Raw genomic sequence first — 18,056 nt, 5'->3', positions numbered from 1 at the left:
AGGCTCAGAAGTCCCAGTCGTCGTCTTCAGTAGCTTCTGCTGTTCCGATAACGTAGGAGGAACCAGATCCGGAGAAGAAATCGTGGTTTTCGTCCGCGTTTGGTGAAAGGGCAGCCAAAATAGCCGGGTTAACTGCTGTTTGATCAGCTGGGAAGAGCGCTTCGTAACCCAAGTTCATCAACGCCTTATTGGCGTTGTAGCGTAAGAACATTTTGACGTCTTCAGTCAAGCCCATCTCATCATAGAGCGACTCCGTATAGCCTTCTTCATTCTCGTACAAGTCTTCGAGCAAGGAATAGGTGTAGTCCATGAGCTCTGCTTGGCGCTCAGGCGAAGACTTCTTCACCGCCTGCTGGTACTTGTATCCGATGTAGTAGCCGTGGACTGCTTCGTCGCGAATAATAAGGCGGATAAGGTCTGCCGTGTTGGTGAGCTTGGCGTGCGAACTCCAGTACATCGGCGCATAGAAACCGGAGTAGAAAAGGAAGGATTCCAGCATTGTGGAAGCAACCTTTCGCTTTTCTGGATCGTCGCCGCGGTAGTAGTCGAGTACGATTTTTGCTTTCTTTTGCAGGTAAGGATTTTCTTCAGACCAGCGGAAAGTCTCTTCGATTTCTTGGGATGAGATGAGGGTGGAGAATATTGAGGAATAGGACTTGGCATGGACTGATTCCATGAAAGCAATATTGGTGTAGACCGCTTCTTCGTGTGGCGTGACGGCGTCTGGAATCAGCGAGATCGCACCAACAGTTCCTTGAATAGTATCCAAAAGAGTCAGGCCAGTGAAGACGCGAGTGGTCATGAGCTGCTCGTGCGGCTTGAGCGTGTTCCATGATTGAATATCGTTCGACAGCGGAATTTTCTCTGGCAGCCAGAAGTTTCCAGTAAGACGATCCCAGACTTCTTGGTCTTTTTCGTCCTCAATTTTGTTCCAGTTAATGGCGTGCACTGATTCGACGAGTTTAATTTTTTCAATCATTGTTACCTCCGTTGGATGTTTCACCTCCATCATCTCATGGGACCTTGGTACTTCCAACGCCATCGCTGGGCGTTTAACATGTGACGTATGACGACGACGCACCCGACTTCGTACCCGGTACCATCGCCTACCTTGACCCGAATTATCGGTCTTGATCTGGCGCGATCATTAGCAATTCTCGGCATGTTTTGGGCGCATATGACGGCCTATGAACCAGCTGGGTTTTTTGATGGCTGGTTGAATCAGGTTCCTGATGGTCGTTCTGCAATCGTATTTGCATTGTTGGCCGGCGTGTCAGTAGCCTTGATGACCGGACGTCAAGAACCCTATGAAGGTGACCGGATGCGAAAAGCCCAGTTACGTATTGTAGGGCGAGCACTGGTGTTATTTTTAGCTGGTGGATTGTTAAGCTCATTGGGAACACCGGTAGTTGTTATCTTGGGATTTTATGGTTTTTGGTTGTTGTTAGCGTTGCCGTTCACCCATTTGCCGGTACGCACTCTGGTTTGGATTGCCGGTGTTGGGGCTATTGCTGGCCCTCTTTTTCTTATTCTTGCCAAGTCAGCAATGGCTGCTGGGGGATTGTTTGTGGGATCAGATCCTAACTCAGCTTTTATGACAGTAATGATTACCGGAACTTATCCGGGCTTGCAGTATGGAGTTTTTGTGATCGCTGGTTTGGCGATCGGGCGCAGTGACATGTTGTCTCAGGCTCGTCAGTTGCGGCTTATTGCTGGCGGTCTAGTGTTGATGGTCGGGGGATATGGACTGTCCTACATTGCCACTGGCGGGGAAAATACTTGGCCACAACACATGCCGTGGGATCCACTAACGTCGCTTTTAGCGCGTGACGCCGCACCGCGATCGCTCGAAGGGCCGCTCGGATGGGTTTTCCCGTCATTTGGTGAGTTTGTTTCAGCTGAGCCGCATAGCGCAACTATTTTGGAGACGATTGGTTCGGGCGGTTTTGCTATTGCACTTTTAGGAGTGTGTTTGATGGCAGGTTCTACCGCACATTATGTGATATATCCGTTGATCGCGATGGGATCGATACCGTTAACGAGCTACTGTGGCCATGTTGTTGCTATTTATTTCTTCCCAGATTTGGAACAGTCGCTTTCGCTCACTGGATTTTTTGTTGTGTCGTTGACGACGATGTTCGTTGCGTCTGTGTGGAAATCGCAGTTTTCCCGTGGTCCATTGGAGTGGGTGGCCTGGCGTAGCGGGTTGTTATTCAGCAAATAAACAACAACCCGCTACCAGTTTAGAGCATGCACGATACGCAGCCATCAACTTCTGTTCCATCTAACGCTGCTTGGCGAATTCGCATGTAGTACAGTGACTTAATACCTTTGCGCCATGCATAAATGTAGGATTTGTTGACGTCACGTGTGGTAACGGTATCTGGATAGAACAACGTTAGTGACAAGCCTTGGTCAACATGTTGCGTGGCGGCCGCATAAGTATCAATAATGGCTTGCGGACCTATTTCGTATGCATCTTGGAAATATTCAAGATTCTCGTTAGTCAGGTATGCAGCCGGATAGTAGACCCGGCCGATCTTTCCTTCTTTACGAATCTCAATCTTTGACACGATAGGATGAATCGAGGAAGTTGAGTGATTGATATATGAGATAGACCCGGTTGGCGGTACTGCTTGAAGGTTTTGATTGTACATGCCATACTTTGCGACGTCGTCGCGTAACTGGCGCCAATCATCTTGATTTGGGATAGAAATATTGGCAAATAGTTCTCGAACTCGATCTGTTTCAGGTAGCCATTCTTGTTCGATATATTTACTGAAATAAGATCCGTCAGCATACGCAGAGCGTTCGAATCCTTCAAACTTTTGCCCACGTTCACGCGCAATATTCATAGATGCCCGGATTGCATGGTAAGCCACGGTATAGAAGTAAATATTTGTAAAATCAAGAGCTTCGGGCGACCCATAGAAAAGCTTTTCCCGGCCAAGATAACCGTGAAGGTTCATTTGGCCAAGACCAATAGCATGTGACATGTCATTACCGCGCGCAATTGACGGAACTGAAGCAATATCAGTTTGGTCAGATACTGCAGTCAGTGCACGAATTGCTGTTTCAATACTGTTCCCAAAGTCTGGCCCGTCCATCGTTTTGGCAATATTAAGTGAGCCAAGATTACACGAAATATCTTTTCCAACATGAGCATAAGATAAATCTGGATTGTAAGTGGAAGGTTCCGAGACTTGTAGAATTTCAGAACATAGATTCGACATCGTGATACGGCCATCGATCGGATTGGCTTTATTCACCGTGTCTTCAAAAACAATATACGGATATCCTGATTCAAACTGGATTTCGGCAAGTGTTTGGAAGAATTGGCGGGCGTTAATCTTTGACTTACGAATCCGTTTATCGTTAACCATTTCTTCGTATTTTTCCGTCACCGAGATTTCCGTAAACGGCACTCCGTAAACACGTTCGACGTCGTAAGGCGAAAAAAGATACATATCAGCATTCTGCTTCGCCAACTCAAAAGTAATATCAGGGATGACGACGCCGAGAGAAAGAGTTTTAATACGAATCTTCTCATCGGCGTTTTCCCGCTTGGTATCGAGAAAACGCATAATATCTGGATGATGGGCATGAAGATAGACCGCACCAGCACCCTGTCGTGCACCTAGCTGGTTAGCATAAGAAAAGGCATCTTCCAGAAGTTTCATCACCGGATTCACGCCTGATGATTGATTTTCGATACGTTTAATCGGCGCGCCTAGTTCGCGGAGGTTTGATAAATTGAGGGCAACTCCGCCACCGCGTTTCGATAATTGCAAAGCCGAATTAATACCGCGGGAAATAGACTCCATATTATCTTCCATACGCAGTAAGAAGCATGAGACAAGCTCACCTCGTGCTTTTTTACCAGCGTTAAGAAAAGTTGGAGTTGCTGGCTGGAATCGGCCACTGAGAATCTCATCAACAATACGAGTGGCAAGAGTAGTATCACCGGCAGCTAAGGTTAAGCCAACCATCACCACACGATCTTCGAAACGCTCCAAATAACGAGTGCCATCAAACGTCTTAAGGGTATAAGAAGTGTAATACTTAAACGCACCTAAAAAAGTAGAAAAACGGAATTTGTATGCGTAAGCATGCTTATATAAATTTTTAACGAATTCCGAATCGTAAGCATCGAAAACTTCTGGTTCGTAATAGCCCTCATCAATCAGATACGTGAGTTTTTCTTCAAGTGAGTGAAAAAATACCGTATTTCGATTGACGTGCTGTAAGAAGTATTGGCGAGTGGCTTCTCGATCTGCATCAAACTGGATGTGCCCCTGGGCATCATAGAGATTCAATTGCGCATTGAGCGCATGATAATCCAGATTTTCCGCAGTGAATTCTTCACCGGTATCAGTCATGATTCGTTCCACCATTGAGTTAGTCCTTTACGCACGTTATCAACATCTACCGGAGTTCCCAGCAGTTCGTACCGATACATATGCGGTACATGAGTTTTGGCTGCAATAATATCGCCAGCTAGCCCGTAGGCTTCCCCAAAATTAGTGTTTCCGCCTGAGATAACACCACGAATATGTGCTCGGTTACGCTCATCGTTCAAAAACTTAATAACTTGTTTTGGAACTGCTCCTCGGTGATTACCACCGCCATACGTCGGCACAATCAGCACATAATCTTCATCAACGACTAGTGGCTCATCGTGTGGCATAAGCGGAATGCGATCAGCACGAAATCCTAATTTTTCAACAAAACGTTTCGTGTTTTCCGTAGTTGACGAAAAATAAACAAGATAAACCATCAGTACAGTCTTACAACGCGCATTAGGCGCGCAATGCAACTGGGTTAGCTACCCCCGCTAAACGCTTAATAAGATCTGGACGGTAACCTGACCAGTGATCGCCATCTGCAAAGACAACTGGTGCTTGCTGGTAGCCCAACGCCTTCACAGTTTCTAACGCCTGCGGATCTTGGGTGAGGTCAATTTCAGAGAATGAAAGTCCATTCTTCAGCAAAGCTCGCTTCGTCGCAGTGCACTGAACACAAGCCGGCTTGGTATAGAGGGTGATGGACATATTTTTCTCCTCAATCAAAACTTCCAAATACATTACCTAACACTACACCTAGTGATAAAAAATTGCTCAACCACTAGATGGTGTGGCTTGGCACCTTTTCTCACGCTCAATAATCACTTGTGCAATCATCGGCATATCAAGGACCTGACACGTATGAATCGTAACTGGAATACGCCATTTGAGACAGCCCACCACCCAATGACTAACACCACCTCATACTAAAAAGCACAGCCGGGCAACGCCGTCGTCGCAATGCGTTAATAACCACACCACCGAGCCCCTTGCAAAGAAAATAAAAAGCATTATCATGTCTGAGTTGGACACCGTATAATGAATACCGTATAAAACTGGCCACACAAAAGGAATCCCCATGCCTAAAATGAACGTCGAATCGTTCAATCTCGACCACCGGTACGTCAGCGCACCCTACGTCCGTATCGCTGATGTGAAACACCTTCCCCATGGCGACACTCTCACAAAATACGATGTGCGCTTCACTCAACCCAATCAAGCACACCTAGACATGCCAGCTATCCACTCCATCGAACATTCCTTTGCCGAATACGTTCGCGATCACGCCGATGACGTCGTCGACTTCTCCCCTATGGGATGCCAAACCGGGTTCTACCTTATCCGTGCCAGCGAACCAGATATCGCCAACACTTTAGAACTTATTGAAACCACATTCACTGATATTCTGGCCGCTACCAGTGTGCCAGCCGCCAATGAAATCCAATGCGGTTGGGGAGCCTGCCACGATCTGCAAGCCGCCCAAATCGCCGTTAAAGCCATGCTCGACCAGCGTGCCACATGGGAAGCAGTCACGTCATGAAAACCATTGATGCTCTCGTCATTTCCGCTATGGATGAAGAAATGGCACCATTCCTTGACCTCATTCGTAACTGCAATGTCAAAGCACTCCCCAGCCCGATAGGAACCGCCTATCAAGCGTCAAAAGGACAGATGTGCTTAGTAGCCATGATTACTAAAGTTGGCATGACTGCCTGCGCAAGCGCACTTGGATGGGCATTAGCTAATTACAAACCCAAAGTAATCGTCTCAATTGGATCAGCCGGTGGCCTAGCACGCGATTCGCGAGTTGGACAAGTAATCGTCGGTAGTGAATATATCAACGGTGGTGCAGATGGACGCGCCTTTGGTTATGTTCGCGGTCAAGTTCCGGGACAACCCGCCATATTCCACGGCGATGAACGCATGATTTCTGCAATTAAAAAAGCAGTCGCTACTCACGATGAAAATACGCCACCGATTCGCATTGGCCAAATGTTATCGTCTGACGCATTCGTCACCGAAGCTAATGTTGCTGACACTCGGCAGGCTTTCCCTGCCGGCCTATCGGCGGATATGGAATCACATGCTGGCGCCCAAGTAGCTCACGCATGGGGTATCCCATTTGTATCAATCCGAGGAATTTCAGATTTGTGTGGCGACCCAGACGACCAAGCTGTCTCCTTCCACGCCGAATTATCCGATGTTGCTAAAGCCGCAGCAAAGGTAGCATGTATCGCGCTACAAGAAAGCGGATATGTTTCTATTGATCGTTGCACAACTCAGTATTTTTCCCATCCCACCCTCAGAAGTGCTCTTTATGCCATGCTGGCGCGACGTTACAATCTCGAAGCTGGCGACACTTCAATCCTGCATAGCGATGACATGAAGATCGTTCGTAACGATATTGACGGTTTTGGCGAACCGCTGATCACCACGATTATTGGCCAGATTGCTGCCGGCAAAGCGCTTGCTGTCGACGATCCACATTCGATCCTCACCGCTAACGATTATGACCGGTTGCGCGATGAATTTATTGACTCAATTCCCCAAGACCTGCAAACACGCACATTTGCTTGGCCGCCAACTAGCCAAACCATTATTAAACGCTTTGATGGCTACTGGAATGAAGCATTAAGAGCCATTGGACTAGTGCCCCGCTCGGGACGAGTGCGCGGCGGGGTGAAGTACTCACCGCAAGATTATCAAGATGCTATGAAACGCTACATAGCCGATACCCGCAACCGCGGTGTGCGACCATCCTTTGCCGGATATTCCGAATTTGCTAAAGACGCTTCGCCTTCTTTACCATCCGGGGCAGCGATCCGGCAGCACTTTGGTTCCTGGAGTAAAGCACTAGCCGCAACCGTGTGAGATCCGTGCGAAAACTACTGCTTGGCACGCGCACTATCTTAAGTGCCCGTGCCAAGCAACTACGAACTAACGCACCCCAATTTGGTCAAAGATAAAGGCTAACTGCTCAGCACGCTGATGCCATTTCTTGTAGCGTCCAGATCCGCCACCGTGCCCAGCCACCATTTCAGTGCGCTGAATAATAGGCCGTTCATGTTCATCATTTGTGACAGTGTCACGCAATACTTGAATCCATTTCGTTGGTTCAATATAGCTGACCCGAATATCATTCAAAGATGTTGAGGCCATTATTGCCGGATACTCCACAGAGGTTACGTTTTCATACGGCGAATAGGACTTCATATACCGATACACGTCAGCGCTTTCAATCGGATTCCCCCACTCTTCCCACTCACCTACGGTTAGCGGCATTTCTGGTTTAAGGATCGTGGTCAACGCATCAACAAATGGCACTATCGCGTGAACAACACGGAAAACCTCCGGAGCTAAATTCGCAACCGCGCCCATCAGAAGACCGCCTGCCGAGCCACCTTCAGCAGCAAGCCGATCGTGGGCAACGAGTCCGTTATCCACTAACCACCGAGCACACGTAACAAAATCAGTAAAAGTATTGCGCTTAGTGAGCATTTTTCCGTTGTCATACCAAGCCCGACCCATTTCACCGCCACCACGAACGTGGGCAACCGCGTATACAACACCGCGATCTAGGGCAGATAACAGTGTTGGACTAAACCACGGATCTATTGATATTTCATACGACCCATACCCGTAGATAATGCCCGGATGAGTTCCATCTTGTACAACATCAGCACGATGAACGATAGTCATCGGGATGAGTTCTCCATCAGTTGCCGGCACCCATTGCCGATATTGCACATAATCATCGCGGCGATAATGTGGCACCTCAGTGCGCTTAACAGTAGTTACCTGGCCAGAATCAAGACTCCACCGTTGGAATGTTTCTGGTGTCAACACCGATTCAACACTAAATCCAATTTCCCGAGCCGACCACACATCATTTCCATAAAATGTGATCGTGGCCAGCTCTTCCGTTGGGATGATAACGCCAGGCTGCCACGAATCCGCATGCGCACCCTCACCAACACGAGCAAAAGCCCGCAGTTGCATCGCACCACCATCTCGCATATTAACAACAGCGAAATCCTTTAATGCCACTACTTCATTCAAACGCTGCCCAGGTTGAGCACAATAAATAGGTTGCCACGAATCTGGCGTAGTACTCCCCAGTGACGCCACCGCTAAGTCAAAATCCACATTATCCCGATTATGAATAATAAGCAGACAAGCACCTGCAGGCTCAACCGTGTAATACATACCAGTTTGCCGTGGGCACACAACAAAATTTTCTGCCGGATCATGCGTAGCAAAGAGGCGTACTTCAGAAGTTAGCCTAGATTCGGATTGAACAATAAGCCATCGCCCATCGCGTGATTGATCAATGCCTACCTCGAAGAGCTCGTCATCATCCTGATAAAGTAATACGTCATCATCGGCGCTACTACCCACAGTATGCATCCACACTTGATAAGAACGCCACGCCTCATTGTTACGAGTGTAGAAAACACGAGTAGAATCCGCAGACCAGGCTAAACCATAACCGATCCCGGTTAACGATTCATCGATAGTGCGGTTTTCATCGATAACTGACAGACGCACACTAAACTCTTCATTTCCGGCCGTATCAACGCCTAGAGCCAACAATCGGCCGTCTGGCGATACAGATGCTAACCCAATGCTGAAAAACTCACTACCTTCTGCAAGCACGTTGGCATCGTAGAGCAACTGTGCATCGACGTTGCTAACATCCGGAATATCAGCACTCCCATTACCTTCACTAGCCGCTGGGCACCGATAAGCTGCCGCATAGGATTTTCCGGCAAAAGTCCGACGCCAATACCAGTAGTCTCCATCGCGCACGGGTACCGAGACGTCATCTTCCTTGGTGTGACTGGCAAATTCACTCACCAATGTTTCCCGCAAACTAGCTAAATGCGCGGTACGCGCATCAGCCCACGCGTTTTCTGCCTCGATATGCGCCCGAACTTCAGGGCTTTCTTCCCGAATCCACTCATAATTATCAACCACATCATCACCGTGGAATGAACGCGTAATCGGTTTTTTCGCTAATCGCGGTGCGTGCATTACATGTGCTGTCATATTTTCACCCTATCGTCATCTTCCAACGCTTTTTCGGACCACTTTTCCCCTGCATTAACGGTATTTTTCTGTCTGTTCCACAGCCAACCGATCTGCCAGATCATTACCGGGATCACCATTGTGGCCGCGAACCCACTCGACGTCGGTTCGCCCAGTGCGCCCCTCATACAAATTCAGTATTTCTTCGATAAGTTCTCGATTAAGAACAGGTTTTCCATCAGCTTTGCGCCAACCACGCTTACGCCAGCCCACTGCCCATTTCGTCATTGAATCGATGACGTACTTTGAATCCACTCGAAGTAGCAGATTGGGCTCGGCCCCGGCATATCGCAACGCATGCAGCATTGCTGTTAATTCCATAATATTATTCGTCGTTTGTTTAGCTCCGCCAGAAACTGCATAGCCACAAGTTTGATCGACAAAAGCCCACCCGCCTGGCCCCGGGTTTCCAGAGCAAGCACCATCAGTTGCGATCACCAGATCATATGCCGACGACGGGTGCCCGACCTGACTTTCAAGCTGCGTTTCTTTTGCCCCTTCCGGAAGGCGAAAAACGGTTGCTTGTTGCGGTGAAGATTCGTCGTTAAGTAAAAAAGAACGATCAATATCGGGAAATTCCGAAACCAAAGACTGCTGTTGTGAAAAAGTCATAGTCTAAGTTTATCTCACATGCTCTTGATCGCGAACACGGGTATCCTTAAGGTAACGAGAAAGGTAAACAATGCTACTACTATCAGATTATCGGCAAGATATTCATCTAGACGAACCTTTTCCTGAGCCAAAAAATGATACTCGGGCGGATTATGACCTACTCATGACTGCACTGGCTGGAATTACCGAAAAACACTACACCGGCACATCTTCATTAGCACATCTATCCACCGATGAAGGTCTCTTTCGCTGGCTACAAGCCGAACTCGCGGTACGTGAGGCTAAACCATTAGACCCTATTTCTTCTCGGGCAATTAATACTTTGCTCTACCGTCAAGTTGGTAAGCATGGCCGAGTTGAAGCATCTAATTTACGGCGTGTATCTGATATGCTTCCATATTGTGATTACGGCCCTGCTCCGTGTACCGTTTTGTATCGTGGCGATATGCGTCAACTTGTTGTTGATGCTGTAGTTAATCCGGCTGTGCCTGATCTTAATGGTTGCCCGATTCCGCTTCATGACTGTTTAGACTCTACGCTTCACGAACAAGCCGGCCCATGGATGCGTACCGACACAAATTTGGTGCGTGAACTTAATGGTGGGCATGGTTTGAAACCTGCTGATGCGATTATTACACGCGGTTATCGTCTTCCTGCTAAGTATGTCATTCATACTACTGGCCCGGCAATTAAGCATGGAACAGTCACTGAACGTGATCGGGATGTGCTGTTTAAAGCTTACTGGAATTGTATGGAGCTCGCTCACGCTAAGGGCGATATTCGTTCTATTGCTTTTCCTGGTATTTCTACTGGCAATGGCGGGTTCCCATTAACCGACGCTACACGGATTGCACTCAATGCGGTGGAGCGGTGGATTTATCAGCGCGAGCAAACATTCGATCTGATTGTTTTTTCACTGCGTAACGATGCTGATGCAGAAAAAGTGCTTAAACTGCTGGCGACTTGGATTGAGGATTAATCCAGTGGGAATTTGTTGAAATTTTTATTTTACGTCTTGGGATGAGGTCATGGATCCAGAGAGCCTTTTTCGTCTTGTTGACATTGTTGGAGTGATTGCTAACGCACTGATTGGGTCTGCTTTGGCGCGTGTGCTGAGATATGACCTGATCGGCTTTCTTGTTCTGGGTACCGGAACTGCATTGGGCGGTGGTATCACTCGTGATGTCATGCTTGGGGTTGGTTTTCCGGTGGCATTGACTGATCCGTGGTATTTGGGCGGGGCTTTTGCTGCTTCGATTTTGTCTTATTTATTTCCCTTTGAGGGCAAGTGGTCACGACGAATGTTGTCATTGGCTGATGTGCTGGCGTTGGGGTGTTGGTCGGCTACGGGTGCATCGAAGGGGTTGAGTGCAGGGCTGGATTGGGTTCCTTCTATTTTCTTAGGCGTAGTGACGGCTACTATGGGTGGCTTGTTGCGTGACGTTATGGTTAACCGTACTCCAGCTATTTTTGGTGGTAGTCCGCTATATGCGACGTTTTCGGTATTAGCTGCGACACAGATGGTTATTTTCCAATATAATGGTATGTATCAAGCTGGAATGGGCTCAGCGATTATTATGTGCGCTATTTTTGGATTATTAGCGCGGCGTTTTAATTGGCAACTTCCTCGTAATGCTTATGATTTACGCCAATATTCGGCCCGGTTGCGCTGGTTACGCTCTCGTTCTCGCCTTATTACTGACGACGATGTTTCGCAACAACATTCTGTTGATTCTCATATTGTTTCTGAAGCGAATATTAAGGGGGTAGCGCAGGCGGGTCGAGAATATCGGCATTGGATTCGGCACCGGAATCCAGATGAGGCGAGTAATATTCCACGCCATCTGCGCGGGGAATAGTTTTATAGGCTCTGCGACTTTGTTGAGTCGGATCGTTCGTGATCGTTGGATGTTCCAGATTGGTTTGGATCAGTGGTTTCGTGGCGTTCACTTGTGGCTTCGTCACTTTTTAGTTGACGAATTTTGCGAATTGAGTGAATGATGATGGCTAGTGCGACGATGAAGAAGATTGTGTAAAAGACGGCGAACCACGGGAATCGTGGTAGAGATGAGTCTTGGGAGGCTTCTTCGATGTTCTCGATTGGGGTTGGTATGATGCGTTCGCCGGTAACGAGGATACGATGGGAGTTAATTCCTAGTGGCGTACAGGTTACGAGTGTTGCAAGGTCACGATCGGGGTCTGCTTTGATTTGTTCACTATCTTCTGGGGCAACGACTTTGACGTCTATAACGCGGTAGACGAGAACTTCGTCGAAGATGTTGAGGGTGAATTCGTCACCTAGCTCAACTCGATCAAGATTGGTGAACATTGTTGCGGAGGCGAGTCCGCGATGTGCCGTGATCACCGAACGGGTTCCTACGCCACCTACGGGGAAGGATGTGCCTTGGAGGTGGCCGGCACCTTTAAGTAGGGTACTTTCATCGGTTCCATGGTAGATGGGAATATCTACATCAGCAGCTGGAACAAGTATTCTTCCCATGATGCCAGAGTTTTGAATGTTGAGAATATCAAAATAATCTGGAAGCCCTAAAGCTGATTCGGTTTGTCGAATATCGCCAAGTGGAATGTTCGTATTGGGAGCGAGTCGAGCACCTGATGTTAATGCTTCGTTGTATTGCCGTGCTTGTTCTATTTGTTCATGTGCGGCTGGTTCTACGTGTTTTACTTGTTCGTGAACAAGGCCAACAAGTTTGGATTGATGGTACTGGTTAGTCCATGCAGCAGCACTTGGATAAAGTAAAACTGCCAATCCAATGATTGCGAGAATACTTGAGATTATTCTACCTATATATACACGACGCATGGGTTTACTGTCCTTTTAAAGATGAGCTACATATCAAGCCTCCAAGAAGTACGTATGCACATCTTGGAGGCTTGATTGAAGGAGCCACTAAGAGTTAATGGCTAGTATTTTCAGATGTTTGTCTTGCGACGGCGAGTAACGAATGCAGTACCTACCGAGATGGACAAGATTGCGAGACCAGCGAAGATCAAAAGAACCTTGCCAGCTGCACCAGTCAATGGAAGATCTGGGACATCGCCTGGCTGGTATGGAATGTTCTCGATTGTGGTGTCAGGATCGTTCTTACCGGTATCGGCGGTAATGGTGATCTTGGTAACGGTTTCATTCAACTTGTAACCAGCAGGAGCCTTGGTTTCTTTAACCCAGTATTCCTTGGTTGCATCAGCAGCCGCGCCGCGGTACAAGCTTGAGAAGTTGACAATACCGTTTTCATCCGAAGCTACAGTTTCGATTGGGTGAGCGTTATTAGTTGCATCAACTTCGGAGGCATAAACGGTGAACTCAGCATCCTTGAGTGGGAGCTTCTCACCAATGGATGAGACCTTCTTGATCTTGAAATCACCAAAGTAAGCCTTTGGCTTCTCCGCATCGACTGGCGGTGGCGTGACCTTGTCATTGCCGTCACCATCATTATAGGTCAACTGGAACAGGTTGTTTGGAACGATATTATCGGTAGGAGCACTCTCAACGGTGGTGTAGAAGGTGATAACGATGTTCTTACCCTTAGCAGCATTCAATTCATTAAATGCGTTGGCGAAATCAAATGTCAAAAGGCCACCCTTTGTTCCACCGGTAACGGTGTACTTTGCTGGATCAAGTACAGCACCGTCAACGGTAACTGAAGGCAACTTATTAGCTGAGTGCTTAACTGCAGCATCGAGTTGATCAGTGACTACGAACTTGGTGAAGTTCTTGGTGATCTGAGGAACTGGAACGGTGAGTTTCCACTTAATATCGGAACCGACATTGGTGGTTGGCGTATCAGTAGCAACGATCTTGGAAGGCTTGTTTGTGATTTCATTCTTCGGGTAGACGTGAACGTCGTAGATCCAGCCCTTTTCAGACTTGGCAAAGTTTTCATTCGTTGCCGGGAAAGGAACGGTTACGATGAATGGAGCAACCTTCTTGGTGACATTCTCCGGAGCAGCAGTTTCTTCAACGAGGTAAGCGCCAGGTGCTAGGTTAGTAAACTTTGCGATTCCATCTTTAGCGGTGGTCATCGTTGTAGCATCAACTCCAGCGACGTCGGCTTGAGTTGGGGCTGCTTGGAGAGGCTTTAACTTAGCCCAGTCTTCATTTTTAGTGAGATCAATATTGTTGATCTTCTTTACTGAGAAGGTTACGTCAGCAAGTGGCTTAGCGCCAGCTGGTGCTGTAAGTTCAGTACCATCTTTTGGATAGGTAGCCGCATCCCATGCTGGTGCTTCATACTTGTGGACAGTAAGGCTACCTTGTTTCGTTGTATCGATGTTGCCAACTTCGGGCGCCGCACCAGCACCGGGGACTGCAGAAGCAGTACCTCCGATCAATGCAAACGGTGCGACGAGTGCTAAAGCGAGGGATACGATTGCTCCCCGGCGCTTCACTCCGTTATTTTTCTTCACATGAACTCCTAAATAAATTCGGTGTGTATCTAATGGTTATTGTTGGTTTTAGTTTGTTTTTGTACGTCTATACCCAAACACCAACATGACGGTTGCGGCTACAATGAGCACGCCATATCCCCCGAAGAGGAATAGATCTCTTCCCAGACCGCCAGTCAGTGGAAGAGTCGGACCGACGAATCTTTCGTTTTGAATCTGGTATTCAAACCGAAAATCTTGAGTGGTAACAGTAAATTCTTTTATCCGTTGCGCATCTACCGGCAACGTATATCCCGCCGGTGAGCGTGTTTCAGTCAGACGGTACTGACCTAACGGTAGCTTCTCTACCTTTAGATATCCGGCACGGTTATCGCGATCGACGGTGTTCGCGCCGATAGCTGCCGACACGTCGTCAACTATCGTGAGATATGGTTGCCAGCTGTTACCAGCAAACTTTTCTAAACTCCACTCCGAACCAGCCAAGTGGCTAGTGACATCACTGGAGTCGACTTTTTCGATAGTCAAAATTCCAGGTGTATTAGGAAGATTGACGATATCGGGAGCCGTATAGACGCCGTTCACAACGGTGTCTTTATCGACTAAGTATTTCTTATCTGCCACAGGCAGATATCCTTGCGGAGCACGGGTTTCAACCAGCCAATACTGCCCGGCTAACAGCCCCGTCCACGAGGTATGACCCTGAGCGTTAGTTACCTTCTTTTCGATTAAGGCACCCCGAGTGCCGTTATTATCCCGGTAGAGTCCGAACTCGACATTATTTCCCGCGATATTACCATTATCGGTCTGCAGAACTTTATGAATCTTGAACTCATAGGTAGGCTTAGGTTTAGCTGTGTTAACGAAGGTACACGTCAACACACCGGTAATAGCATCGGTAAGTTCGTATTCGTTTGTCGTTCCGGCCTTCGGGTTATGTGTCTTGCCAGCTTCATCGCGACACGTAAGAGTGGTCGTGTAATTTTCTACCACTGCACCTTGGGTAAACCGTTCAGTTAGCGTCAAAACGGAACCAACTGGTGCTTTTTGTTCCGCGATAACTTCGCGAGAACCTGTTGTTGTACCAGTAGTGGCGCCAGTAAACTCTTCACCCGTACTCAAAGCTGCACTAAATTCAAACTGATCCGCAGGTGAATAGCGTTCACCGCTGATGTCTTTGTCCACCTTGAACGACACTCTTGGCAGAGGAATAGGGCAGCCAGTCATGTCTGTAACACCCTTATTCGAGCTTCCAGCGTCAATCTGCCACATATTTATCGGAGTGTAATTATCGTTATCGAATAGTGCGTCCGTAGCAACAAAGTTTTGGGAATCAGCGGTTTTGGGATCGAATTGATAGAATCGAGTATAGGTATTTTTAGTTTGGTAGTTAACTATTTCCGTACCGTATACACTCACTACTACCTTGCCGGTCGACGAAACGCTCAAGCCTCCCATAGTGAACTTTTTGAACGCCGTGGTGTCTTTGAATGTTATGTTTGAAAAAACGGGATCACTCGTTATTTCTCGAGGAGTTGTGCCCAGCCTATTATTCTGTGAATGGTTAAAAATCCTGTTACCGGAGCTATACCAGTTATTTTTAGCGGGATTCCACGTTGCTACTGGATTATCAATGCTAGAACGGATATCTGAAGCAGCTACGCGGGTTAGACTCACCTCGTAAGTACCAGGCTGACCAAAGAGTGAAATTGTTTGGGATACGGTCGCAATATAGAGATCACCGTTTTCACCTACAACATAATCACCAGTCATATTATCGTGGCTTGCAGATATCTTGGTGTGGCCTAGATATACGATGGTACCGTCTGGCTTCCGGGCGAATGTTTTAAACTCAGTGGTATTGTCTTTTTCATTCCTTTTCCCAGTTGTTCCACCGAACACATAGGTCCCATCGGGGTAGAGGGCTCCAGCAAGAAAATTCGTAGTAGCCTTAGAAAAGGTGTTAGTTTCGTCGGTATCCCCGTATCCTGGCGAAAAAGTTGGTTTGATCGGAGATGAATTAATGCCATGTGATCCCTGCGGAACACGATCCTTATAAATGGTTTCGCCATCCCAAGTTTGCGTGCCCCACGAGTTTTCAACTCGCCCATTTCTGGTATGGACATACCACTGCTTCGGCCCGGTTTCATACTCATATATAACGACGCCTCTATCGTAGACGCCGTTCTTATCAGCGCTTTTGTTGTCTTCCTGGCTAAGCGCAAAGATTCTTTCGCCACTTACTGCCAAGCCATCGAAGTAGGCGTCATCACCTCCTGGGAATTTCGGGCGATAATTTGCTCCCGAAGGCGAAGGGATTCCACCATCGTTATTATTGCTCCAATTGAACGTTCCGAACGGAATATCCATGGTCTGAACAACTTTCGAGGTTTTTGATACTGGATCGTATTTAATGTAACGCACCTCGCCTCGGGAGCCGAGCGTGAAGAAATCACCATCGTTACAGACATGAGCTGCGTTGAGAAGTGGATCATTAACAGCAGCACGCACAGCTAATAGCGGTTCTGGCCCGAAGAAATCTTCGTCATCAACCGCATTCAGTTCTGGCGATTCAGCATCAGCTTGCTCGGGTTCATCTGACTCTTTCAACGTTTCACTATCGTCTATAGCTGGAGTCGGAGAATCAGCGCCTGTCTTCGGCGTATCAGTAACCGTTGCAGTACTGGCAATATCTGAATTCTCACCACCCTCAGACTCTGCTTGAGCTAGATTCTGAACACCAATAAGTGGAATCAGCGCTAAAACTAGAGAACAGACAAGTGAGCTCACACTAATGCGTCCACTCTTTTTTCTCTGCATGTGCATTCCTTCCTAGCTCTCAGTGTCTGAAATACTAAAAGTCATGAGATAAAGAACCAGGAAATATTCCCAAAAACGGTGGATTTACTCTACTGCAGCAAAGAGCATTATGTACACCACACGTAATGTAGAACCACAAACCTAGTCGTTGGCTATTACTGGACGATAGTCACCTCCAGCAATTTTTAATTACGTAGCCAGCCTACATCAGACAATCTCCTTATACCTACCCCCCCCCCGACATTTCGGACTACTTGCATTTTTGAGAATATTGTTATATAGAATTTTTAGCTATAAAGATTTTCCAGGCAGATTAAACTTTCCCGCAAGATCACAGACTTTCGTCCCTGTTCTTCGAACTTCAACCACATCCACAACCGGTAATTCCCGATCAAAACCGTGTCTCATTTCCGCCAAAAAATTAGTTAGTGGTGTTTTTCACAAGTCAATTTTAAATAAGACATTATCAATTTAACGCATATTCTTAACACAGTAAAACACCTGAATCCACACTTAAAGAGAAGAATGTCTACCATGCAATTAGGTTAAACTTAAAACAACCGATAAAGTGATTAGACCTCTTTCATGGAACACCTGAATAATCAATAACATCTACACCCTTTAACTAGGCTAAACGTCATACGTAACGCAAATCCCCCCAGCACATGATGTGCTGGGGGGATGCAAGTGCTCGAGGGGGGAGTTGAACCCCCACGCCCTCACGGGCACACGGACCTGAACCGTGCGCGTCTGCCTATTCCGCCACTCGAGCTAGAACTTTGTCAGTTT

14 protein-coding genes and 1 tRNA gene are annotated in these 18,056 nt (G+C 47.4%); 5 read left to right on the top strand and 10 right to left on the bottom strand.

The features are described from left to right. Positions 1 to 4 precede the first annotated feature (4 nt). Positions 5 to 979, bottom strand: coding sequence for a class 1b ribonucleoside-diphosphate reductase subunit beta (gene nrdF / locus HC352_RS00580; RefSeq protein WP_168917103.1), 975 nt, complete (start codon positions 977 to 979; stop codon positions 5 to 7). An 87-nt stretch (positions 980 to 1,066) separates the two neighbouring features. Between nrdF and HC352_RS00575 the strand changes: the two genes are divergently transcribed. Further along, positions 1,067 to 2,224, top strand: a complete 1,158-nt coding sequence (locus tag HC352_RS00575; RefSeq protein ID WP_168917102.1) for a DUF418 domain-containing protein — start codon at positions 1,067 to 1,069, stop codon at positions 2,222 to 2,224. Between the two features lie 19 nt (positions 2,225 to 2,243). Here the strand turns inward: HC352_RS00575 and nrdE are convergent, their stop codons facing one another. Genes nrdE through nrdH form a run of 3 tightly spaced genes read right to left on the bottom strand, consistent with a single transcriptional unit; the run spans position 2,244 to position 5,051 of the window. Further along, the gene (nrdE, locus tag HC352_RS00570; RefSeq protein WP_369801246.1) at positions 2,244 to 4,379 is read right to left on the bottom strand and encodes a class 1b ribonucleoside-diphosphate reductase subunit alpha; all 2,136 of its coding nucleotides are present in this window, start codon (positions 4,377 to 4,379) and stop codon (positions 2,244 to 2,246) included. Continuing rightward, positions 4,376 to 4,777: a class Ib ribonucleoside-diphosphate reductase assembly flavoprotein NrdI gene (nrdI, locus tag HC352_RS00565; RefSeq protein ID WP_168917100.1), complete on the bottom strand. Its 402-nt coding sequence runs from the start codon at positions 4,775 to 4,777 to the stop codon at positions 4,376 to 4,378. The genes nrdE and nrdI overlap by 4 nt, the downstream gene beginning before the upstream one ends. Positions 4,778 to 4,799: 22 nt before the next feature. Next, the gene (nrdH, locus tag HC352_RS00560) at positions 4,800 to 5,051 is read right to left on the bottom strand and encodes a glutaredoxin-like protein NrdH (protein ID WP_168917099.1); all 252 of its coding nucleotides are present in this window, start codon (positions 5,049 to 5,051) and stop codon (positions 4,800 to 4,802) included. Positions 5,052 to 5,421: 370 nt separating this feature from the next. On the opposite strand from nrdH, the gene HC352_RS00555 reads away from it, so the two are divergent. Both HC352_RS00555 and mtnN read left to right on the top strand, forming a co-directional pair. Beyond that, positions 5,422 to 5,883: an S-ribosylhomocysteine lyase gene (locus HC352_RS00555; protein ID WP_168917098.1), complete on the top strand. Its 462-nt coding sequence runs from the start codon at positions 5,422 to 5,424 to the stop codon at positions 5,881 to 5,883. Then, positions 5,880 to 7,214 carry a 5'-methylthioadenosine/S-adenosylhomocysteine nucleosidase gene (gene mtnN / locus HC352_RS00550; RefSeq protein WP_168917097.1) on the top strand — a complete coding sequence of 445 codons (1,335 nt, stop codon included), beginning with the start codon at positions 5,880 to 5,882 and terminating at the stop codon, positions 7,212 to 7,214. The genes HC352_RS00555 and mtnN overlap by 4 nt, the downstream gene beginning before the upstream one ends. A gap of 66 nt (positions 7,215 to 7,280) precedes the next feature. Here the strand turns inward: mtnN and HC352_RS00545 are convergent, their stop codons facing one another. Then, complete coding sequence (locus HC352_RS00545; RefSeq protein WP_168917096.1) at positions 7,281 to 9,392, bottom strand: S9 family peptidase; 2,112 nt, start codon at positions 9,390 to 9,392, stop codon at positions 7,281 to 7,283. Between the two features lie 54 nt (positions 9,393 to 9,446). Then, positions 9,447 to 10,043 carry a ribonuclease H family protein gene (locus HC352_RS00540; RefSeq protein WP_168917095.1) on the bottom strand — a complete coding sequence of 199 codons (597 nt, stop codon included), beginning with the start codon at positions 10,041 to 10,043 and terminating at the stop codon, positions 9,447 to 9,449. A gap of 70 nt (positions 10,044 to 10,113) precedes the next feature. Between HC352_RS00540 and HC352_RS00535 the strand changes: the two genes are divergently transcribed. Together HC352_RS00535 and HC352_RS00530 are read left to right on the top strand one after the other, a co-directional pair. Beyond that, a complete protein-coding gene (locus HC352_RS00535; protein WP_168917094.1) occupies positions 10,114 to 11,022 on the top strand; it encodes a macro domain-containing protein in 909 nt (302 codons plus the stop codon). Positions 11,023 to 11,071: 49 nt separating this feature from the next. Then, a complete protein-coding gene (locus HC352_RS00530) occupies positions 11,072 to 11,902 on the top strand; it encodes a trimeric intracellular cation channel family protein (RefSeq protein ID WP_168917093.1) in 831 nt (276 codons plus the stop codon). 2 nt (positions 11,903 to 11,904) lie between these two features. Here the strand turns inward: HC352_RS00530 and HC352_RS00525 are convergent, their stop codons facing one another. From HC352_RS00525 to HC352_RS00510, 4 genes are all read right to left on the bottom strand, one after another. Continuing rightward, entirely contained in the window at positions 11,905 to 12,867 is a 963-nt protein-coding gene (locus tag HC352_RS00525) for a class C sortase (RefSeq protein WP_168917092.1), read from the bottom strand. A gap of 110 nt (positions 12,868 to 12,977) precedes the next feature. Then, on the bottom strand, positions 12,978 to 14,471 hold the full coding sequence (locus HC352_RS00520; protein ID WP_168917091.1) for a SpaH/EbpB family LPXTG-anchored major pilin: 1,494 nt from the start codon (positions 14,469 to 14,471) through the stop codon (positions 12,978 to 12,980). A gap of 48 nt (positions 14,472 to 14,519) precedes the next feature. After that, positions 14,520 to 17,267, bottom strand: coding sequence for an MSCRAMM family protein (locus tag HC352_RS00515; RefSeq protein WP_168917090.1), 2,748 nt, complete (start codon positions 17,265 to 17,267; stop codon positions 14,520 to 14,522). A 688-nt stretch (positions 17,268 to 17,955) separates the two neighbouring features. Next, a tRNA-Leu gene (locus HC352_RS00510) sits at positions 17,956 to 18,039 on the bottom strand. Between the last annotated feature and the right edge of the window lie 17 nt (positions 18,040 to 18,056).

The sequence above is a fragment of the Arcanobacterium buesumense genome, assembly GCF_012563545.1.
Taxonomy (GTDB): domain Bacteria; phylum Actinomycetota; class Actinomycetes; order Actinomycetales; family Actinomycetaceae; genus Arcanobacterium; species Arcanobacterium buesumense.
Note: the sequence above shows the minus strand (reverse complement) of the source record. Positions and strands in the feature narration are given on the sequence as shown.